Origin of the sequence: Corynebacterium spheniscorum (genome assembly GCF_900113445.1) — a bacterium.
GTDB classification, from domain to species: domain Bacteria; phylum Actinomycetota; class Actinomycetes; order Mycobacteriales; family Mycobacteriaceae; genus Corynebacterium; species Corynebacterium spheniscorum.
In genome coordinates this window covers 316,908-336,261 of the sequence record NZ_FOPJ01000001.1, presented here as the reverse complement: position 1 = coordinate 336,261, position 19,354 = coordinate 316,908, and the positions used below count along the sequence as shown (strand labels likewise).

Annotated in this window: 18 protein-coding genes, 1 tRNA gene and 1 other RNA gene; 3 read left to right on the top strand and 17 right to left on the bottom strand. The window is 56.2% G+C overall.

What is annotated here, in order from left to right; all coding sequences use genetic code 11:
- Positions 1–616 precede the first annotated feature (616 nt).
- The 6 genes from ssrA to BMZ01_RS01510 all read right to left on the bottom strand — a co-directional run bounded on the left by ssrA (position 617) and on the right by BMZ01_RS01510 (position 5,099).
- Positions 617–995: a transfer-messenger RNA gene (gene ssrA, locus BMZ01_RS01535) on the bottom strand.
- Between the two features lie 97 nt (positions 996–1,092).
- Positions 1,093–1,581: an SsrA-binding protein SmpB gene (smpB, locus tag BMZ01_RS01530; protein WP_092283678.1), complete on the bottom strand. Its 489-nt coding sequence runs from the start codon at positions 1,579–1,581 to the stop codon at positions 1,093–1,095.
- Between the two features lie 44 nt (positions 1,582–1,625).
- Entirely contained in the window at positions 1,626–2,528 is a 903-nt protein-coding gene (gene ftsX / locus BMZ01_RS01525) for a permease-like cell division protein FtsX (protein ID WP_092283676.1), read from the bottom strand.
- Between the two features lie 24 nt (positions 2,529–2,552).
- Entirely contained in the window at positions 2,553–3,242 is a 690-nt protein-coding gene (gene ftsE / locus BMZ01_RS01520; protein ID WP_092283674.1) for a cell division ATP-binding protein FtsE, read from the bottom strand.
- Positions 3,243–3,402: 160 nt separating this feature from the next.
- Complete coding sequence (gene prfB / locus BMZ01_RS01515; RefSeq protein WP_092283672.1) at positions 3,403–4,509, bottom strand: peptide chain release factor 2; 1,107 nt, start codon at positions 4,507–4,509, stop codon at positions 3,403–3,405.
- Positions 4,510–4,574: 65 nt separating this feature from the next.
- Complete coding sequence (locus BMZ01_RS01510) at positions 4,575–5,099, bottom strand: hypothetical protein (RefSeq protein WP_092283670.1); 525 nt, start codon at positions 5,097–5,099, stop codon at positions 4,575–4,577.
- A gap of 428 nt (positions 5,100–5,527) precedes the next feature.
- Between BMZ01_RS01510 and BMZ01_RS01505 the strand changes: the two genes are divergently transcribed.
- The 3 genes from BMZ01_RS01505 (at position 5,528) to hisN (ending at position 8,960) form a co-directional block, all read left to right on the top strand.
- The gene (locus BMZ01_RS01505; protein WP_092283668.1) at positions 5,528–7,168 is read left to right on the top strand and encodes a cation:proton antiporter family protein; all 1,641 of its coding nucleotides are present in this window, start codon (positions 5,528–5,530) and stop codon (positions 7,166–7,168) included.
- A gap of 74 nt (positions 7,169–7,242) precedes the next feature.
- Positions 7,243–8,142 (top strand): inositol monophosphatase family protein, encoded by a 900-nt coding sequence (locus tag BMZ01_RS01500; protein WP_092283666.1) that lies wholly within the window; start codon positions 7,243–7,245, stop codon positions 8,140–8,142.
- Positions 8,143–8,171: 29 nt separating this feature from the next.
- Positions 8,172–8,960: a histidinol-phosphatase gene (hisN, locus tag BMZ01_RS01495; RefSeq protein ID WP_092283664.1), complete on the top strand. Its 789-nt coding sequence runs from the start codon at positions 8,172–8,174 to the stop codon at positions 8,958–8,960.
- A gap of 81 nt (positions 8,961–9,041) precedes the next feature.
- Here hisN and BMZ01_RS01490 read toward each other — a convergent pair whose 3' ends face one another.
- The 11 genes from BMZ01_RS01490 to BMZ01_RS01435 form a co-directional block, all read right to left on the bottom strand.
- Positions 9,042–10,208 (bottom strand): S1 family peptidase, encoded by a 1,167-nt coding sequence (locus BMZ01_RS01490; RefSeq protein ID WP_223845850.1) that lies wholly within the window; start codon positions 10,206–10,208, stop codon positions 9,042–9,044.
- Between the two features lie 323 nt (positions 10,209–10,531).
- Positions 10,532–11,320, bottom strand: coding sequence for an ABC transporter ATP-binding protein (locus tag BMZ01_RS01485; protein ID WP_092283662.1), 789 nt, complete (start codon positions 11,318–11,320; stop codon positions 10,532–10,534).
- Positions 11,317–12,342, bottom strand: a complete 1,026-nt coding sequence (locus tag BMZ01_RS01480; protein WP_092283780.1) for a FecCD family ABC transporter permease — start codon at positions 12,340–12,342, stop codon at positions 11,317–11,319. The genes BMZ01_RS01485 and BMZ01_RS01480 overlap by 4 nt, the downstream gene beginning before the upstream one ends.
- 105 nt (positions 12,343–12,447) lie before the next feature.
- Positions 12,448–13,392: an ABC transporter substrate-binding protein gene (locus tag BMZ01_RS01475; protein ID WP_092283660.1), complete on the bottom strand. Its 945-nt coding sequence runs from the start codon at positions 13,390–13,392 to the stop codon at positions 12,448–12,450.
- 840 nt (positions 13,393–14,232) lie between these two features.
- On the bottom strand, positions 14,233–14,994 hold the full coding sequence (locus BMZ01_RS01465) for a class I SAM-dependent methyltransferase (protein WP_092283778.1): 762 nt from the start codon (positions 14,992–14,994) through the stop codon (positions 14,233–14,235).
- 59 nt (positions 14,995–15,053) lie between these two features.
- On the bottom strand, positions 15,054–15,410 hold the full coding sequence (locus tag BMZ01_RS01460; RefSeq protein WP_092283656.1) for a cupin domain-containing protein: 357 nt from the start codon (positions 15,408–15,410) through the stop codon (positions 15,054–15,056).
- Between the two features lie 155 nt (positions 15,411–15,565).
- Positions 15,566–16,255, bottom strand: a complete 690-nt coding sequence (locus BMZ01_RS01455; protein ID WP_092283654.1) for a hypothetical protein — start codon at positions 16,253–16,255, stop codon at positions 15,566–15,568.
- Between the two features lie 424 nt (positions 16,256–16,679).
- Positions 16,680–17,420: a hypothetical protein gene (locus BMZ01_RS01450; RefSeq protein ID WP_092283652.1), complete on the bottom strand. Its 741-nt coding sequence runs from the start codon at positions 17,418–17,420 to the stop codon at positions 16,680–16,682.
- Positions 17,421–17,661: 241 nt separating this feature from the next.
- Entirely contained in the window at positions 17,662–18,582 is a 921-nt protein-coding gene (locus BMZ01_RS01445; RefSeq protein ID WP_092283650.1) for an LGFP repeat-containing protein, read from the bottom strand.
- Between the two features lie 205 nt (positions 18,583–18,787).
- A complete protein-coding gene (locus tag BMZ01_RS11075) occupies positions 18,788–18,961 on the bottom strand; it encodes a hypothetical protein (protein ID WP_177180007.1) in 174 nt (57 codons plus the stop codon).
- A 246-nt stretch (positions 18,962–19,207) separates the two neighbouring features.
- Positions 19,208–19,284: transfer RNA gene (locus tag BMZ01_RS01435), tRNA-Met, on the bottom strand.
- Positions 19,285–19,354 lie beyond the last annotated feature (70 nt).

The window sequence follows — 19,354 nt, the reverse complement described above, 5'->3', positions numbered from 1 at the left end:
TAAGGGGCGACCTCGGGGCGCAGCCTCGGGGCACGAGCTCGGGGTGCGACCTCGCAGAGCAGATCTTGAGGGCTGGCCTGTGGAGGTAAGTACTGCGCTTTATCGCAGCTTCCCCGCTTGGTCAGCACTCCTTGTGCGCGCGAGGCGTGGGTCGCACCGTCCGAACCTTTCTAGCACAAATATTTTTAGCTGGCAGATAGCTGGGTGTGGCTATGTGCAGGTTTTCGACCGGATATGGCCGAGGGCTCATGGCAAGTTAAGTTGTTCTTCAGCTTAGTCCGGTTACGGTGCGGGTTTGTGGTCCCCAAAACGCCTTGTGCAAAAGCGAGTTTAGGTAGCAAAATGTGTGTCTGGTTTTCAGCGTTCCCGCTGCTAAGAAGGGGTAAATCAGGCTTTTATAAGGTTCGGTGTTTCAGCCCGGTTCGGTGCGCCTGGTCGGTGGTGCTGCGATGTTAGTAATTGAGGTGCGTGGGCTGCTATACCTGTGTGCCAAGAATGTGCCACCTATCCGCTATTTGGGGGCCGATACGCGCACTTGCTAGATCAGTGTGACAACAGGTCTACCAGTGCAGATAGAACAAAACCCCTGGCCGTTCACGACCAGGGGAAATGCTAGTGGTGGAGCTGCCGGGAATTGAACCCGGGTCCTTCGTTACCTCGCCAGGGCTTCTCCGTGCGCAGTTCGCGCATCGGTCTCTGCTCGGCCCTCCGGCTCAGGCGAACGTGTCCGGATGACGGGCCCAGATAACGGTAAGGTGTCCCGTTTCAGCCCGCTAACGCACTGAAACGGCAAGTTCCCTAGTCGATGCCAGGATCCGGAGCGGGAACAACCCCGGGCTGACAGACACGCGGTCGCTGGATTAGGCAGCGAGGGCGTAGTCGCGCTGAGTATTCTCGGCGCTTATTGGTTTGCTGCGACGCTTACGGTGGTCATCAGCCTGCACCGGCACGCTTCCCCTGGCTTAATAGACGAAGTCGAAACCAGAATCAGCCCCTTCGTCACCTTCACTAATGCGGAAAATGTGCGTTCTCATTAGCGGAGGGAATATTCACTCTAGCGCAGAGCCGCAGAAGGTTCAAGAACCTGGTGTTTTAGGCCTTAATACCCTTCACGCGGCGGCCGAGTTCGCGAACGATCTCGCGCTCCTCGGTACGACGTTTGATGTCCTGGCGCTTGTCATAGTCCTGCTTACCTTGGGCGAGCCCGAGTTCCACCTTGAGGCGACCGTCCTTGAGGTAGAGCGAGAGCGGCACCAAGGTGCGCTTACCATCGCGGACTTTACCCATGAGGGAGTCGATTTCGCGGCGGTGCAGCAGGAGTTTACGCACTCGACGTGGTGCATGATTGGTCCAGCTGCCGCTGGAGTATTCCGGGATGTGGAGGTTGCGCAGCCAGACTTCGCCTTCATCAATGGTGGCGAAACAATCCACCATGGAGGCGCGTCCTTCACGCAGTGCTTTAATCTCCGTGCCTACGAGCACGATGCCGCATTCGTAGGTCTCCAGAATGTGGTAGTCGTGCCGGGCGCGGCGATTACTCGCGATAATGCCGGGAGTTTTCGCTTTCTTCTTTTTGCCCATGGCGACAAAGTGTACCCCGGCGCTTGCGGCCGGGGTAAGACGCACTATTTACGCACGTAGGCGCGCAGCGTGACTTGGGCAGTTAAGGCCGCAAAGAGCACACCGATAACACCGACAACCGGGAGTACCACCCAGATGTCATTATTGGTGATCGGGGCGATCAGGCGGGATTCATAGACCCCACGTAGTGCCTTATCCACCACGAATTCCTTGCCGAGGAAAAGACCCACGCCGGCGAGGATTGCGCCCACGATGGTGGCCACCAAAGCTTCTAGCACGAAGGGCATTTGGGTGTACCAGCGGCTGGCACCCACCATGCGCATAATGGAGATTTCGTGGCGGCGGTTGAAGGCCGCGATCTGCACCATATTGGCGATCAGGAAAATCGCGGCAATGGCCTGGATGCCGGCAACTAAGAAGGTGGCGTTACGCACCGAGTCGAGGTTATCGGTGGCGCCGCGAAGATCATCGCCTTGGTCAACGACAGCTTCCACCTGGGGGAGATCACGGATGGGATCAAGGGGTTTAGTGTCGAGTGGGTCGGTGAGGCGAATATGCAGTGCCGCGGGAAGTGCATCGGGGCTGGTAGATGCCACGAGCTGTTTATCGGTTTCGCCGAAGACTTCAACGAAGCGCTCATAGGATTGCTCGCGGGAACGGAAGTTGACGGATTCCACGCCATCGGACTGTTCGAGCAATCGCCGGACTTCGCGGCAGGCCTCAGAAGAACAGTCCTTATCTTTGGCGCTGGTGTCTTCGTCGAATTGGACCATAACTTCGACGCGGTCAAGGTAGATCTGTTTGGTGTCTTCGGTCATTTTGGTGACCAGGAAACCGGTGGCGAGCAGCGCCAGGGAGATCGCGGTGGTGATAATCAGCGCGATGGTCATGGTGATATTGCGCCCGAGGCCACGGAAGGCCTCCCGCATTACGAATCCGAATTTCATATCTTGATTGCCCTTCCTAGTTCCCTAGCGTGATTCGCCGTAGACACCGTGGGCATCATCGCGGACGACTTTGCCGAGGTGGAGTTCAATAACGCGGCGGCGCATATCATCCACGGCGCGCGCATTGTGGGTGGACATAATCACGGTGGTTCCAGTGCGGTTGATCTGCGTCAGCAGGTTCATAATGCCGTCGGAGGTTTCCGGATCGAGGTTGCCGGTGGGCTCATCAGCAAGCAGCACCAGCGGGCGGTTAATAAAGGCCCGGGCGATGGCAACGCGTTGCTGCTCACCACCGGAAAGTTCATGGGGCATGCGGTTGGCTTTAGCGGCCAAACCCACCATCTCTAGGGTTTCGGGCACGCGCTTGGCAATCACATCGCGTTTCTTGCCGATCACCTCAAGGGCGAAGGCGACATTGTCATAGACATTCATTTTGGGCAGCAACCGGAAATCCTGGAAGACATAGCCCACTCGTTGGCGCAGCTTATTGACTTGCCGGCCGCGGAGTTTATTGACATGGAAGTCAGCCATGTGGATATCACCACTGCTGACGTTTTCCTCTCGGATGAGCAATTCCAAGAAGGTGGATTTGCCAGAACCAGACGGTCCGATGAGGAAGACGAACTCGCCCTTATCGATGTGCAGGGATACGTTGTCCAGCGCGGGACGCGTGGACGTCTTATATTCCTTGGTTACCGAGTCAAAGGTGATCACTCAGCCAACCTTAGCGAACTAATGGGGCAGATGTTACCTGTGGGACGATTTTGGCGATTTTTTACTACCCAGATAGGGGCGCTTTATGGCGTGGCATAGCGTCGTCGCTGCACCCCACGCCGCCAGGGACTTTGAGAGCGTGGGACTTAGGATCTCGAAATTAGCAATCCTGATTTTCTTTAGCCATCCGCCAGCGGATGCCGGCCTCTAAGAAACCGTCGATATCGCCGTCGAGGACTTTTTGGGGATCATTGACCTCGAAATTGGTGCGCAGATCCTTGACCATTTGATAAGGATGCAGGACATAAGAGCGCATCTGGTTGCCCCAAGAAGCGTTGCCGCCAGCACCGAGAGCATCGAGTTCCGCCTGCTCCTCCTGACGCTTGCGCTCCAGCAGCTTGGCTTGGAGCACGCGCATGGCGGAAGCTTTGTTTTGGATCTGGGACTTCTCGTTCTGGCAGGTCACCACGATTCCGGTGGGAATGTGGGTGAGGCGAACGGCGGAGTCAGTGGTGTTGACGGACTGCCCGCCGGGGCCGGAGGAACGATAAACATCCACGCGGACCTCGGAATCGGGAATGTCGATATGGTCAGTGGTTTCGACGACCGGGAGGACCTCGACCTCGGCGAAAGAGGTTTGGCGGCGCGCCTGATTATCGAAAGGTGAGATGCGGACCAGGCGGTGGGTGCCCTGTTCGACGGAGAGCTGGCCATACATATATTCGCCGTGAATGACCATGGTGGCGGATTTAATGCCGGCCTCTTCCGCGTAGGAAATATCATAAATGTCCACCTTATGGCCCTGTTTCTCGGCCCAACGGTGATACATGCGCATGAGTTTTTCGGCGAAATCGGCGGCGTCGATACCGCCCGCGCCGGAGCGGATATTGAGCACGGCTTCGCGGGAATCATATTCCCCGGACAGCATGGTGGTGACCTCAAGGGCGTCGATTTCACGCCGGAGGGCTTCGCGTTCCTCATCGGCGAGCTCGAGGCCATCGCCCTCTTCCTCGGCGAGCTCGTACATGATGGGCAGGTCGGAGACGCGTTGGCGAAGATCCCGGAGTTTGCGGAGTTTGGCTTGGACGTGGGATAGCTCCGAGGTGACGGTTTGGGCGTGGTCTGGGTTATCCCATAGCTCCGGGTCGCTGGCCTGGGCTTCGAGTTCGCGGGCGCGCTCTTCCAGGTCCCCTGGGTTCATAACTTTTTCAATGGTGCCCAGGGTGGCATCAAGGTCATCTACATCAGCGCTGATCTCCGGTCGCATGGTCCGTCATTCTACCTAGTGCGCTGCGGGAGGAGACTCTCAGGCGGGAGTTGCGTGTGGGGCGCTTAGTCACTGAGCAGTGCCGCCATGATCTCGAGGAGCAGCAAACTGACAAAACCTACCCCGATTCCCATGAATAAGGCTCCCACCGCGGCAAGACCGGTGGGATCAGTTGGGGAGGTGGCGAGAGCAAAGCCGATGGTGGCTGCGGGCGTAATGGCGAGGACCAGCGCGGATGCGGTTATGAAGCGGTGGAGGGCGATGCGCATCCGCCACAAACCAATGCCTAATAAAACCAGCGAGAAGAAAACGATGAGGACGATGAAGGCTGGCTGGGAAAGCCGTGCTGCGGCTAAGGCATAAAGAGGTATGAAGCCGAGTAGGAAGGCGCCGACGAAACCCCAGCCGAGTTCATGCCGGAATTCTTTGAAATGCGCACGCACCCCGGCGCGAAAACCGCGGTTGGTGCTGCGGTAGTGGTAGGCGTGTTGGCTGAGGAACACCCCGAAGTAGATGAGCGCAAAAGGCAGCACCATGAGCCCGAGGAGCGCGGAGAGCCCCAGGACCTCAAGGTGGCTAATGACATCCATAACTCGAAGTGTAGGTCAGCAACGGGGGTGTGGGGATACAGGGGGAAGGCAAAGGTTTTATTGGGGATGGCAGTGGGGTTGAGGGGTGAGTGTGGGGTGGAGGTGGACCTGAAGGACCGTCGGTGACCAGCACCGTTTATCATGGGAGAGGAAAGAAATGCTGGTGATGTCCCACTATTCCGCACTTAAGTATGTACTTAAGCGAGGTGCGTGGGGGACGTGGCTGGGAAAGTACACCACTGCCCTAGCCTGCTTATCGCCTGGGATGGAAACCGCGGTGCACCCCAGGTTTTCACCTGCCCGCACTTAGGGCTTGTGCCCCGTGGGGCTCGTGCCTTCCCGTGGGCGCCTGTGCCCCCGATGGGGCTTGTGCCCCGGTGGGGCTTGGGTGAACCCTGGAATCGAAGGAAGAAAGGCCTGAGAACACTATGGAATTAACGGCGATCTACGTCGAGGCCCTTCTTTTTGCCATCATCGGTGGGCTGGCTGCTGCCGCAGTGCGCCTTCCCCCACTTGTAGGTTTTCTCGCCGCCGGTTTCGCCTTAAGCTTCCTGGGCATCCATGAGATTGATGGCCTGCATGTCATCGCTGATCTGGGTGTGACGGTGCTGCTATTCACCATTGGGCTTCGCCTGGATCCCAAAACCTTGATGCGAGCGCGCGTGGTGGGCACAACCGTAGGCCATGCCAGTATTAACACCTTGTTGGTTGCAGCGGCACTAGCGACCTTGGGTTTCCTACCGCTGGCGGTTTTTGCCGGCACTGGCTGGAGTTCCTTCCTGCTCATCGGCTTAGCGACCAGCTTTAGTTCCACCGTGTTCGTGATGGCGCAGCTGGAAGAAACCGGCCGGATGCGTTCGATGGTCGGCTCAATTTCCATTGGTGTGCTGGTACTCCAGGACATTGTGGCGGTTGCTTTCTTGGTGGTCTCTTCGCACTCGCTGCCAGCAGTATGGGCGCCGATCTTGATTCTGATTCCCTTTTTGCGCCCACTTATTACTCGCCTTCCGGACCGCGTTCGCCGCCCGGAGCTGGTGGTGCTCGGTGGTGTGGCCATCGCGGGTGTGGCATTTACGATCTTCGATTACGCGGGGATCCGCGGCGACTTTGGTGCGCTGATTGCTGGCATGGTCTTTTCCGGGCACCCGATTGCGGAGCGTATGTTCGACGCTTTGATGAGCGTCAAAGAACTGCTCTTGGTTGGCTTCTTCATCCAAATTGGGTTGGGTGGTGTGCCCACGCTGGAAGGTTTCCTCATCGCCGCCTTCTTGCTGTTGCTGATCCCACTAAAGGCGGGGGCGCTGATTTTGCTGCTGCATTCCATGCGGCTGTCGAATCGTACAACCGCATTAACAGCGCTTACCTTGTCTAATTACTCGGAGTTCGGGTTGATTATCGCCTCGGTGGCGGTGAGCGCTGGACTGCTACCAGAAACCTGGGTGCCGATTATGGGTGTGGCGGTGGCCGGAAGCTTCGTGGTCTCCACCTTTATTAACGTGCGTAGTGATGCTTTAACCAACCGCATTGTTGATTGGCTGCCCACAGTGCCCGAAGAGCGTTTATTGCCTGGGGAACGCCCGGTACATGTCGATGGCATTAATGCGATGGTGATTGGCATGGGGCGCGTGGGGATCGGTGTGTATCGGCGTCTTTCTGATGAATATGATCTGGAAGTCACCGGCATTGAGTTCGACCATGACCGAGTGGAAGACCTACGCCACCGCGGGCTGCGTGTGATCTCTGGGGACGGCACTGACCCGGACCTGTGGCGCCGGATGCGTTCGGAAGAGCAAGGGCCACGGTTGATTGTGTTGGCGATGCCTCAACATGAAGCCAACCTGACGGTGTTAAAGCTTATGCAGCGCTCGAACCTGCCTTTGACGGTGGCGGCAGTCGCCCATGAGCGGCACACCACCTTCGAGCTGATTGAGGTTGGTGCTGATGCCGTTACCTACCTCTATGAAGGTGCTGGTCGTGAGTTGGCTGATCATGCTTGGGCGGCCTTCATTCAAGACCACCCGGAAATGGAAAAGACCCACAAACCGCCGGTGCACCGCCCAGGTGCCTAAGCACAGTGCGGCTGGGGTGCATGGCAGTGCGGCCGGGGTGCATAGCGGCGCGCTGGGGGTGCACAATAGAGCACATGAGTCCACAGCACAGCTCTGATCAGTCCCCCACCCAGGATGGCCAGCAACACCCTGCTGCCTCGCTTGCCGAGATGATCCAAGCCATCACCTCCACCTTCGTGATTGCTCATGATGGTTCCAGTGATGAGCACCTGGCGCAGGCCTTGGTCTATAACGCCGGGCGCTTGGCGTGGCGGATGCGTGAAACCGGTGGGTTGTCCGCCACTGAGAAAACCAATGTGTCTGATGTGGTGACCGAAGCAGATCAAGCTGCGGAGCAATTCATTACCGGGGCTTTATCGCGCTTGCGCCCGGAAGATGGTTTTTATGGTGAAGAAGGTGCGCGTAAAGCATCGACGAGCGGAAGAACCTGGGTTATTGATCCGATTGACGGCACCTGGAACTTCAGCAGCGGATCGGACTATTGGTGCTCTGCATTAGCACTGGTGGAGGGCGAACCGGAAGCACCTGATCGACTTATCTTCGGAGCGGTGCACCGACCCGCTATGGGCTACACCTGGTTCGGTGGGCCAGATATCCCCGGTACCCGAGATGGCCAACCGCTAAAACCGCTCCCGGATCTTCCAGCTGACCACCTTTGCCTGGGCACCTATTTGCACCCGACTTTCATGTCCCAAGCAGAACTGCTCCACGCATGGGTGCGCGGTGTGCAATGTTTTGCCACTGCTCGTTCCTTCGGCGCCGGTTCGGTGGATCTAGCGAGCGTCGCCGATGGCACGATCGGCTGTTGGATGCAACATTCGGTTCCCGCCTGGGATTGGCTGCCCGGTAAAGCGTTGATCGAAAGCGTAGGTGGGGCGGCGACTCGCGTGGAGGCCGGTGGGGTGACATGGAGTATCGCCGGGCAACCACAGGCTGTCACCCAGCTTGCTGAAGCTCTTGGCAACACCCCCTAAAGCTGCACCTCAGGCTAGGATCAGAACGCATGAACCCTTATGCCGATGACCTTGCCTTAGCTTTAGAGCTTGCTGAAGCTGCCGATAACCTGACCTTGGATCGCTTTGAAGCCAGCGATCTTCAGGTTAATTCCAAACCAGATATGACGCCGGTCAGTGATGCTGATTTGGCGACGGAGAAGCTTCTCCGGGAGCGCTTAGCTGAAGCGCGTCCCGGTGATGCTTTATTGGGGGAAGAGTTTGGTGGCGAGGTGAGCTTCCATGGCCGCCAATGGGTCATTGACCCCATTGATGGCACCAAGAACTTTGTGCGTGGGGTCCCGGTTTGGGCCACTCTCATTGCCTTATTAGATGAGGGACGCCCAGTTGTTGGGGTGGTTTCAGCACCAGCGCTGGCACGCCGTTGGTACGCAGCCCGAGATTCCGGGGCGTGGCGGACCTTCGCTGGCGGCACCCCTCGGAAACTATCCGTGTCGAAGGTGCACCAGCTAGCTGACGCTTCCCTATCGTTTTCCTCTTTAAGCGGTTGGGAAGAACGCGGACTGCGCCAAAACTTCATCGACTTGAGTGACCAGGTATGGCGGTTACGCGGCTATGGAGATTTCTTCTCCTATTGCTTGGTTGCAGAAGGCGCGGTGGATATCGCCGCAGAACCAGAGGTGAGTTTGTGGGATTTAGCTGCACTGCACGTCATTGTGGAAGAAGCCGGCGGAACCTTCGGCGCACTCAATGGTGAACCGGGGCCACATGGTGGGGATGCTGTAGCGACCAATGGTCAGCTGCACGCCGAGGTTTTAGAGGTCTTGTCAAAGCAGTAGGCCGCAAAGAAAGCGGAGGCTAGATGATTTCCTTCATCTAGCCCCCGCTTGTGCTTCTTCAGGGGTACCCGCTGGTGGGGGTTAATCGGCTAGGCGGAAGCCTGCGCCTACTCCACCGTTGGCGTCAAGATCAGCAAGAACATCCTCAACGCTGGTGCCCACGGTCGGCATAAAGAGCGGACCTTGCAGCGGGGTGTGGCATGCCAGCTCATAGAAGGGCAGGATCCCGCGAGACACCATGCCGACCATGCGGTCGCCGGCTAGGAGCGGGCCACCGGAATCACCGGCGGTTGCGCACACCTGGCTGGTAATCATGCGGCCTTGTTGCTGCCAGTTCACACCACAGGTGTAGCCGGTAGCAACGCCCATCTTGCACAGCATTTCTCCGGTAGCTGCAACACCACCGAGCTCATTGATGGTGACTCCGTTATAGCTACGGGAAATCTGGGCATTGGAGCCGAATTCAATAACCGAATAATCATTACCGGGGTGCGAGTACACCACGGTGCCAGAAGGCCCTAGCTTCCAGGAGTCCGCTGAGACCACCATGTCCCCTGGTGCCCCGCAGTGCCCGGCGGTAATACCGATCTTGCGCCCAGCTGAGTCATAGCCTGCTACGCCGAGAGTACAAATCATCTTCGGGCCGATGAACAAGGGAGTTCCGGGGCCATAGAGGGACGTACCGGCAGCTTCTGCAGCGCGGGATTCTTCCGGAATATCAGGTGCATTGAACCAAGAACCCTCTACCCGGTGAAGAACTGGGCCGCGATGCAGCGCCATGATCTGGGATTGCAGATCACTACGCCACTGGTAGTTCGGTCCATCTGCGGCATAGGTAGCCGCAGCAGCACCAGGTCCCGAAGGTGTTGGGGAATCCGGTGAGGTATAGACCGGCAACACATCTTTGAGTTGCTGGTCAATCTGGTTGGTTAATGCTGGGTCAACCTCCGGGGTGGTGATCCCATGCCGTGCGAGTTCTCCACGGACCTGGTTAATTGCGTGTGCGGAATCCACATGTGGGACCGGCACGGGGATATTAAGTCCAGGAAGCTCCGGGAGGTCGACAGCTGGAGCCGGTTGGATCGGGTCAGCTGGGATCGGGATGGAGGCGAGGTCGACTCCAGATAATTGGGGTAGCTGAACACCCGGGGGAAGAAGGTCCCCGAGGGTAGTTTGAGCTGGGGCTTCACTAGCGGAAGCTTCGGGCACTGGTACTTCATCAGCGAATGCTTGAGGGGCGCTTCCCATGAGCGCACCTCCCAAGGTCACCGCGATCAAAATATTTCTCAGGCGAGCCGACGGGCGGACCATCGATGATCGGGCCTACTTTCTGGGAAAACTATGACTATGAGGATGGTTCACATCATGCCACCCTTTTGGGGTCTAGGAGACCAGCGCCGCTAACCCGTTGCCAAACTGTGATACAAGCCGATGCTTATCCGTCATATCAAGCGGATTTATACCCAGCACACATGCCGGCACCCCGGGGTTTTAAGCACAAAGACCACGCAGGCGGGATACCTGCGTGGTCGATGCTCTTTAGCTTCGTGGTTCGGGAGGTAGGCGGGGTGCTATGCGTCTTCTTCGGTATCGCATCCATCGAGGAATAAAACCACTGGATGCCCGCGGACAGTGGTGACATCCATCTCGACTCCGTAGAGAGCACTGAGATTAGCTCCGCTGACAACTTCCTCGCTTGCACCATAGGCCCGCACTCCCCTATCACCCAGCAATAAGGCAGAGCCGCCGAGGTAAAGGGCGTGTTCAGGGGTGTGCGTTGTCAGAACAATCCCGACCCCATCTTCCTTGTTGATATCAGCCAAGGTTTTTAATAACGCCCGACTATTAGCAGGATCCAGCGGCGCGGTGGGTTCATCCAAAATAATGGTCTGGGCTTCTTGATTTAGTGCTGCTGCCAAGAGAACTAATTGGCGTTCACCGCCAGAGACATTCAAGTATGAGCGTTCGGCTAAGTGGGCCACTCCGAGGCGTTCGAGCCACTTATAGGCGTGGGCGCGATCTTCTGCCGTGGGAGCACTGAACTTATTTAACCGGGAGGTCATCCCCATGCTCACCACATCGACACAGGGGAAGGCGAATACCGGGTGATGGTTTTGAGGAATAAAGGCGATCCTGCGGGAGAACTCACGAACGCTCAAGTCCCCTACCGCAGTGCCATCGATTTTTAGGGTCCCTCCGGAAGGTTTCAAGCGTCCGGTGATCAAAGCGAGCAATGTGGATTTACCCGTCCCGTTCCTACCTAAGACACAGGTCAGGCCCGTGGTTGAGATATTCACGGAAATATCTTCCAGGATCTGCTCTTTCCCATAGCTAAAGGAGACTGAGTCCAATTCGATCATAGGAACCGCACCTTTCCACGGTGGATGAGCCAGAGGAAGAGGGGGATGCCGACGATGCCGGTGAGCACGCCGATGGGGATTTCTACTGCCCCGGCGGAACGCGCGATGAGGTCAATTAAGAGCATGAAGCTTGCCCCAAGAGAAATGGAGGTGGGTAATACCTTGCGTAAATCAGCGCCCACCAGCATGCGAGCAAAATGCGGTACAACCACACCGATCCATCCCACGATGCCGGCGATGGAAACAACTGCGGCGGCTAAGGCGGAAGCGGCCACCACTGAGAGTGCGAGATCTCGTCTGGTATCCACCCCGAATGAGCGGGCAAAGTCTTCATCAAAACTCAACACGGTCAGCCGCCAACGCAAGCCGAAGATCAACGCTAAGGCCAGTAGATACAGCGGAATGATCGAAAGGACCTGCGAGAGGCTGACCGTGGATAGCGAGCCCATGAGCCAAAATATGATCTGCGGCAGCTTCTCATAAGGGTCCGCAACGAATTTGATGAGCGACACCAGGGAAGCAAAGAGGGATCCCACGAGCATTCCTGATAGCAGGAGGGTGACCGTTGAGCCATGCGATCGGGAAGATAAAGCAAAGGTCAAGGCGATAGCGATAAGCGCCCATACGACCGCGCTGATCTGCACCAGCCAGGCGCTGCCTCCAATCAGGATGCCAAGTGCCGCGCCGAATCCTGCCCCATTGGAGACGCCAAGGGTATAAGGCGATGAGAGTGGGTTGCGGAAGATTGCTTGGAATACGGAGCCTGCGATGGCCAGACCTGAGCCGACTAACGCGGCCGCTAAAATCCGTGGGAATCGGACTTGGGTGAGCAGGATATAGGCCTGTTGGTCGGGAACGGCGATGCTGGGAAGCAGCGGATGAAGGATCGCGCTCCAGATACTTGACACACTGACTGGGTAGGCGCCGACGATGGCAGAAACCAAGATGAGGACTACTGGCAGTGCGAGCAATGCAATCGCATTGGCTGTGCCACGAAGCAGTTTTGTCGCGCTTATACGCATGAAAAAATTGCCCTGCTTTCGCAAAAACTCGGGTTTATTATGCGCGGTGGCCAAAGACAGCAGCATCAAGAAATAGCCACTGTCTTTGGCCTGGCGGCGGGTTGGTTAAACCTTGTCGTTGAACTCGACGCCGTAGAAGGTGGAATAGAATTCCTCGGCTCGCTGCTGAACGTCCTCGGCGCTGATCTTGTCTGGATAGAATTGGTGCGCCAACCACAGCTCACCTAGCGCCATGGAATCGGTATCCGGGTTGCCCCAAGGCTTACTCCAATAGGGAGCCAGCAATACCTTGCCGGATTGAACAGCGCTGAGGGCTTGCCAAGCAGGTGCGGTGGTTACTTCCTTGTACACCTCTGGGTAGCGGTCCTGAACAATGATGTAGTCCGGATCCCAGCTGACCAGTTGCTCGAAGTTATAGGGCTTGTAGCCGTGGATATCTTGAGCGGCAACGTTCACAGCACCGGCACGTAGTAACTGTGCGCCAACATATTTGTCATTGCCATAAGTTTTATTCTCGGGGTTGGCAATGAATACCTTGGGTCGCTCAGCTTCTGGAATATCACCGATTTTATCTTCCACGAATTGTCGAGATTCTTCGATGAAAGACCAGAGTTTCGAGGCTCTTTCTTCGGTGCCGGTGAGTTTTCCTAGGGTTTCCACCGTCCACTGCAGACCATCCGTGTATGCCTTATCGGAGTCCGCTAGTCGCGGGTTTTGAGCTTCTTCCTGTTTACCTTCTGCACGCAGCGCAATGGTGGCGTAAGGGATCTGGAGTTTATCTAGCTTCGCCAGATCTTCCGGGTTGGCTTGAGCGGCAACCAGGACGATGTCCGGTTTGAGCGCAGCAACGTCTTCCACTTTCATGGATTTCAGGTCACCCGGGGTGGGCATATTTTCCAGGTCTGGGTACATATCGGCGATGTAGTCACCGAGATTCTGCTTCCATTTCGCTTCAGTGCCTACGACCTTTTCCTGGGCTCCCAGCTGTGCCAGGATATCCAAGCTGTGGTGTTGGAGGACCACCATGCGCTCAACTGAGGTTGCAACCATTACTTCGTGATCTGCCTGGTCAGTGAAGGTGATGGACTGTTTTTCCGAGCTTGCGCTGGCAGATGTACTGGTAGTTGCGCTCGCACTAGTTGCGGTCTCGGAGCTGCTTGCCGGGGAGTTGTCCTGGGCATTAGGAGAGCATGCAATTAGGGAGAGGGAGGTTCCTATTGCAAGTAGGGATAATTTCAGTGCCCTCGTTGAGGTCTTTACGTGAACATCTTTCTAGCTCTGGTGTAACTCGAGGCATTGCACAGCCCTTAATTACCCGCATCAGCAAATAATGTTCTAGTAGCAGTCGAAATAGTTCTGCACGGCCACGCAATTGCCATTTATGACCCTAATGCAACAGCAGCAGCTAATCATTCACAGTCTGTTTTTAGTATTACTTAAAATCCACGCAGGCCAGGCAACTAAAAGTACTTTCAATGCCCTTGCCCTGCGATCCCGGAAACTAAAAGGCCCACACGCACGCCTTTCCCTACCAATTCCAGAATTCAGAGAATGATGGCACCAAGTATTTAGGAGCTTATTCTAAAGATAATCCCACACAACTCGGTACAGTCGTACAAAAGAAGTGGCCGAAAATTTTACCTCCTCTTATACCCCCATCTCCTCGGCTCGAGGCCTAGCAGTTTGACTCTCAATCCACACAGGTCGACCCCCAGCAGCACGCAAGCCCCAAGCCAGGCGCAAGCCAGCATCTCACAAGGCCCAGACCAACCCCCTCACCCGAGCTATCCTCACCGCGCTGCCCAAGAAAAATCCAGCACAAGGCCCCTACGGTCCCTGCGCTGGAAAGATCGTCGGCAACCCGAAGCCGAGGCCCGGCAACTAACCGCCCTAGCCGGCTGGTTTCACGGCAACAATGCCAACAGCGTTGATGTGTTCTGCATGTTTACGGAACACCCCACGCATACCGAGCACGCGCTCTCGCCCGGCCTTGTTGGTGATCATATTCTTCGCAAAACGCAGCGCACCGAAGATGCCTTCATCGTCAATCATGCGCTTCGGTTCAAGCAAAGCCATGGGGTTCTCCCAGGAGCTTTTCACTTCCAACCCGGCATCTTCAAGAAGCTTCGTCCACTCCCTGGTGGTCAACGGCCGAGCCCCCACCTTGATGATGCGCGAGAGATCCTTCCGAATGGTGTTCTTCGTTTCATCATCGAGGTCTTCTGGGTGCAGCCCAAGCTCATGGATGGCATAGCGCCCACCGGGGCTCAACAGACGAGCAGCTTCTTTAATGATCGCTGCTTTGTCCTCATCGGAATGCATCGTCAGCATCGCCTCACCGATCACCAGATCAGCGCAGCCATCCTCAAGGCCGGTTTCCTTGGCATTGGCTTTCACCGTGCCCGCATTCTTACGGCCAGCCAGCACCTTCTTTAAAGCTTTGGAGCCTTCCGGGTTCGGATCCACCCCGGTGTAGGAACGCGGCAGGCGGCGCAGCAGCAGCTCAGCGGTTTTACCCACGCCAGGACCAAATTCCACAATCCGGTCTTCATCTGTGGGCTTAGCTTCATCAATGAGGAACACGGTCATTTCCATACCGCCGGGCCGCAACACCCGCTTACCCATCGCGGCCAACAGCCAGTGGCCTTGCATACGCTTTTCTTCGGGCCCGGAACGGCTACCCTTCTTCGGTTCTTCTTTGCCTTTAGACACTAACTCTGCTCCTTCGCGGAGTATTCGGTATCGACCAAGGTCAGCGACATATGTCCGGCGGTGATTGCGCGCACAGCATGCCGGTCACCAGGTGCAAGGTAAACCACGTCGCCCGCTTCCAGGGCTTTAACTTCAGATCCGATGCTGAACTCGATGGTGCCGGAAAGAATATTCACAATCACCGAACGTGAAGATGAGTGTTCGGTGAGCACCTGCCCCTCATCCATGCTGAAAAGAACATGACGAAGCAGCGAATTATTCACCACCACGCGCGAGGTAGTGGCTTCGGGCAGGACAGGTAGCTGCTCAAGCAACTCCGTATGGAAGCTGGATTCTTCCAGCGGTGTAGTCGACATCAGGATCTCCTTAGTAATTCATGTCAACTTTAGACCGCACTGCGCCCCGCTGCCTAGAGTTTTCCTTAAAAAACTTTATTCGTCCCCCGCGCAGCCCCACTCATCCCCCACTCATCCCCCACTCGACCGACGCACAGCACCCAACAATCCCCCACTCACAGCGGCGCATAGCTCTGTGAAAGCACCAAAAAGGCAATGGCCCACCCCAATAGCGCCAAATTAAATTGGGCACCATCAAGCAAAGGTTTACCGGGGTAAGGAATCTTAGGTAAAAAGCTCAGCGGAATCATCCACACAATCGGCAGGAATAGCACCGCCCACCAGGGAAAAGCCGTGTGACCAAGCACCACCGGCACCGCAAAAACTAGGCCGCCAATAAAGGTCAGCCCCACCGCCGGAATCCACGCTAATTTCAAAAACCTCATCAACGAGCGGGCATGCCGAATCGAATAATCCATATCCCGCCCCTCCTGAAACTCCGCCCACGCCCGCTGGCCAATGAGCCCAATAGGGTAAAAACCCGCATGTGCCAGCGGCGATAGCGATATCCCAATCCCCATCATCACTACCCCGACCAACCCAATTATCGAATCCCGCACCAAGTACCCGTGCGCATAAAGCCCCAGCAATAACAACGGAACCGAATAATCCGCGATTAATGCCCCAACCAGCAATCTTTTATCACTGGCCTCCAATTGAAAGGCATAAGCATCATCCCCCATCCGTTCAATAAACTCACCATGAGTTTCCGGATTCGGGCGCGTGAACCCCACTATCAACGCATCCCCAATAATCCAGCAAATAGCGGCGATAATTAAAGCAATGAGCGAGAGCGTTACCCACATATATTGGCCAGCTTTCCATGCACTTAGGCTAAGAAACTCTTGTCCAAAAACTGAGCCTATCTGCCCAACCTACACTTCAGCTAGGTCCCGTCTCACGCTTCTCGATTAAGTTTCTACCAACAAGGCATCATTTTTGCTTCCCCCGAGACCCCGCCCCTCGGCCCCCACACCAGGTGACGCCCGGCAAAAGGCTGGGGTCTGCCACGCGCCCTGTCTTTCCCCACGCGAGTAGCCCACCCCCCAGCCAGAATCCGGGGAGCAGCTATAGCGCCAAACAGACAACACACCACTGCCCACCGCGCGGTCCCTTAGTGCGAAGTTCAGGCCATGACCCAGATCCCGCACTAAGGTGTCGGATTATTTCCAGAATTCCAACGCAATGCAGCTCCCGACAAATAGCGAACAGGGAGTAATTGACTAACCCCTAGAAGCTATGCTCTTCTTGTTCCTCTACGGGGGTGGCGGTGATCGCGGTATCCATTCCACCCTCGCGAGCACCGATAATTAAGGACGAAGACTCGAAGGGCGCTTCCCTCGGGGTGGGCTCATAACCAGGGAGAACCGATTGCAGATCCGGCGCGTCCATCCGCAGGTAGTTAAAGTTCAGCACCCAGATTTTCGGTTCCTCACTTCGGACGGTGATATCGAAGGCTCCCGGAGTATGAGCAGAAGGTCCTACAGTGCAATTCACGCCTTCAGGTTGTGGCTGCCATACGGCCATCATTCGGACGGACACGGGATAGGGTTCGTCGACGAGATCATCGCACAGCAGGAATTCCGCCTCAGCCTGGCGGAAGCTACCTGGGACCCAGATCGCGTAATCGGACGCAATCGTGTGAGTCGGCCCAGCAACAGTTACCTGCGCGTAGGTGACCCCCTGAGTTCCTTCCCAGAGAGCATGGTTTTCCTCGCTTTCTTCGGCCATCTCTAAATAGAGCTCGTCATGATAATGCAGTTGAATCTCGCGGGACACTACGTCGGCAACTACTCCAGTGCCAGCAGGCCCCTCGCCTTCTACCGCGAGAATCTCAAGGGGCGGTAGCACGGCCCGAATCTTGGATTCCCAACCGCTACGATCTTCCGCTGACCCGGCATCACCCGAGGGCTCACCAAAGCTCAAGGCTTCGCTTTCCATACCACTCACTAGGTTTTCATGCTCTTCCACCGACGACTCCTTTGATTCTTGATCAACTGGGGCGCTGCATCCCGTAAGTACACCGCATGCAGCTGCGAGCAGCAGCGCCGGAAACATCTGTCGCATTAGTTCTCAGTACCTTCCATGCTTGTTAATATCCGGCCAGAAGTAGTCATCGTCCCATCCGTCCTAAAGCGGTTCCTGCCGTGTACCCGCATCTCACAAAACCTTGTGCTGACACACCTCAAGGCGATGGGGACGAACCAGAAAATTAATCCTCGGCATCGTCATCAGGATCTATGTCACTGGGCAGATCGACCTCAAAGGCCACCGTAATTTCTTTGCCCAATTGGTCCTCGGGGACTTGAAATGTGGGGTCGAACATATAAGGAGCTGCCCAATTGTCTATGCCTGAGAGCACACCCTGTTCAAAGTTTTGCTCCAACTGCAATAAACCCAGATCCTTGGGGTCGGCTGTGGGATACCCATAGCTGCTTGTTTCGTAGCCTTGCTCCGACCAGATGTCGAGGATTTCACCAAAGAGTGGGTGGGCGTCTGTGCGCGGAGTCCAATAGATCATTCCACCCTGGAAGCTATTGAAGCGGCCTACCCCGTCCGGGGAACCCAACTCATCAGACATCGGGAAAGCAAGTTTCCCCTGTTCGCCGTCATACTCGTTGTATTTTTCGAGAATCGGACCGTGCACCACGTGCACACCGTCCTCATTGCCATAGATTGTTCCATTGGCGAATAGTTGCTTCACGCCTGGGATCGGTCCGACAACGAAGGCATCGGTGACCGGATACCCCAAGGGCCCAGCCTCATATCCAGACCGTCCCCAGGCCTCCATAGCTTCTGGCAAAACGACCGCAGCGCCCACCTCGGGATGCCAATAGATGCTGGCCTTTTCAAAGTGCGCACACATACCGACACCGTCAGCATTCACGATCATCCCTGAGGTCGGCTGGCCCAACCAGTCCTTCGAAGCGATGCTGTCATATTTTGCCAGAATCGCGCCGCACAGTTCGTACTGCGTAGGAGCTATAACTCGGCACCCCTGGGCATCCTCGAATGCTGTTGCAGCGAGCTTTCGGGTTGCTTCGGTGTCACTAAACTCCTCACTCTCATAGGGAAGTGAGGTCCAAGGCGACCCGTGCAGTACCTCGTCCTGTGTATTGCCCTCATAAATCATAGAACGCACTCATTATCGTGAAAAGAAATTACTTTCACGTTGTACAGCCTACAGTGAGTCGAAGATAAGGAATGCTGAATACGGAGTAGCTCTTCTGACCAGTTTGTTCAGGCTCGATCACCTTATTGTGGTTTCGTTCGCGTCAACCGAAGCAAACTCATCACCCCTTTTATGCGCGACCCCCCGGAAGAACCTAGAGCGCTTCTTACTCTTTGTCCTCGTTCTTCTTCGAAACCAGCACATAGGCCCCGGCCGCTGCTGCGAGAGAAAGAATCACAGTCGATGCAAGACCCTGCCGCGAATCAAACCCGTCGAACACCACCATGGCGATGGACAGAACAACCATAAAAGTAATCACAGCGGTGAAATAACGAGTCATGTCAGCCTTTTCGACACTAAGGAGGATTGCTAAGTCGGGATTTGGTGATGGCAGCTTTCCGCTCACCGATTCACAACCTTCCCATGCAGCCTACTGAAAAGAATCGGCGCTGCCACCGGCTCCTGCGCAACATCTTCCCCTACCAGACCCCGCCAGAATCCGAAGAGCCATTAATCCCAGCTCCTGATCCGGGCTGGGTGAAATGAAAAACTCCCTACCGGCACTGGTGCCGGTAGGGAGTTGACGTGGTAGCGGGGGCAGGATTTGAACCTACGACCTCTGGGTTATGAGCCCAGCGAGCTACCGAGCTGCTCCACCCCGCGTCGGGTGATTAATCACCTTCGCAACAAGTAGTTTGTACTGCTCGCTGCGACATGGAGGAACTATACCGAT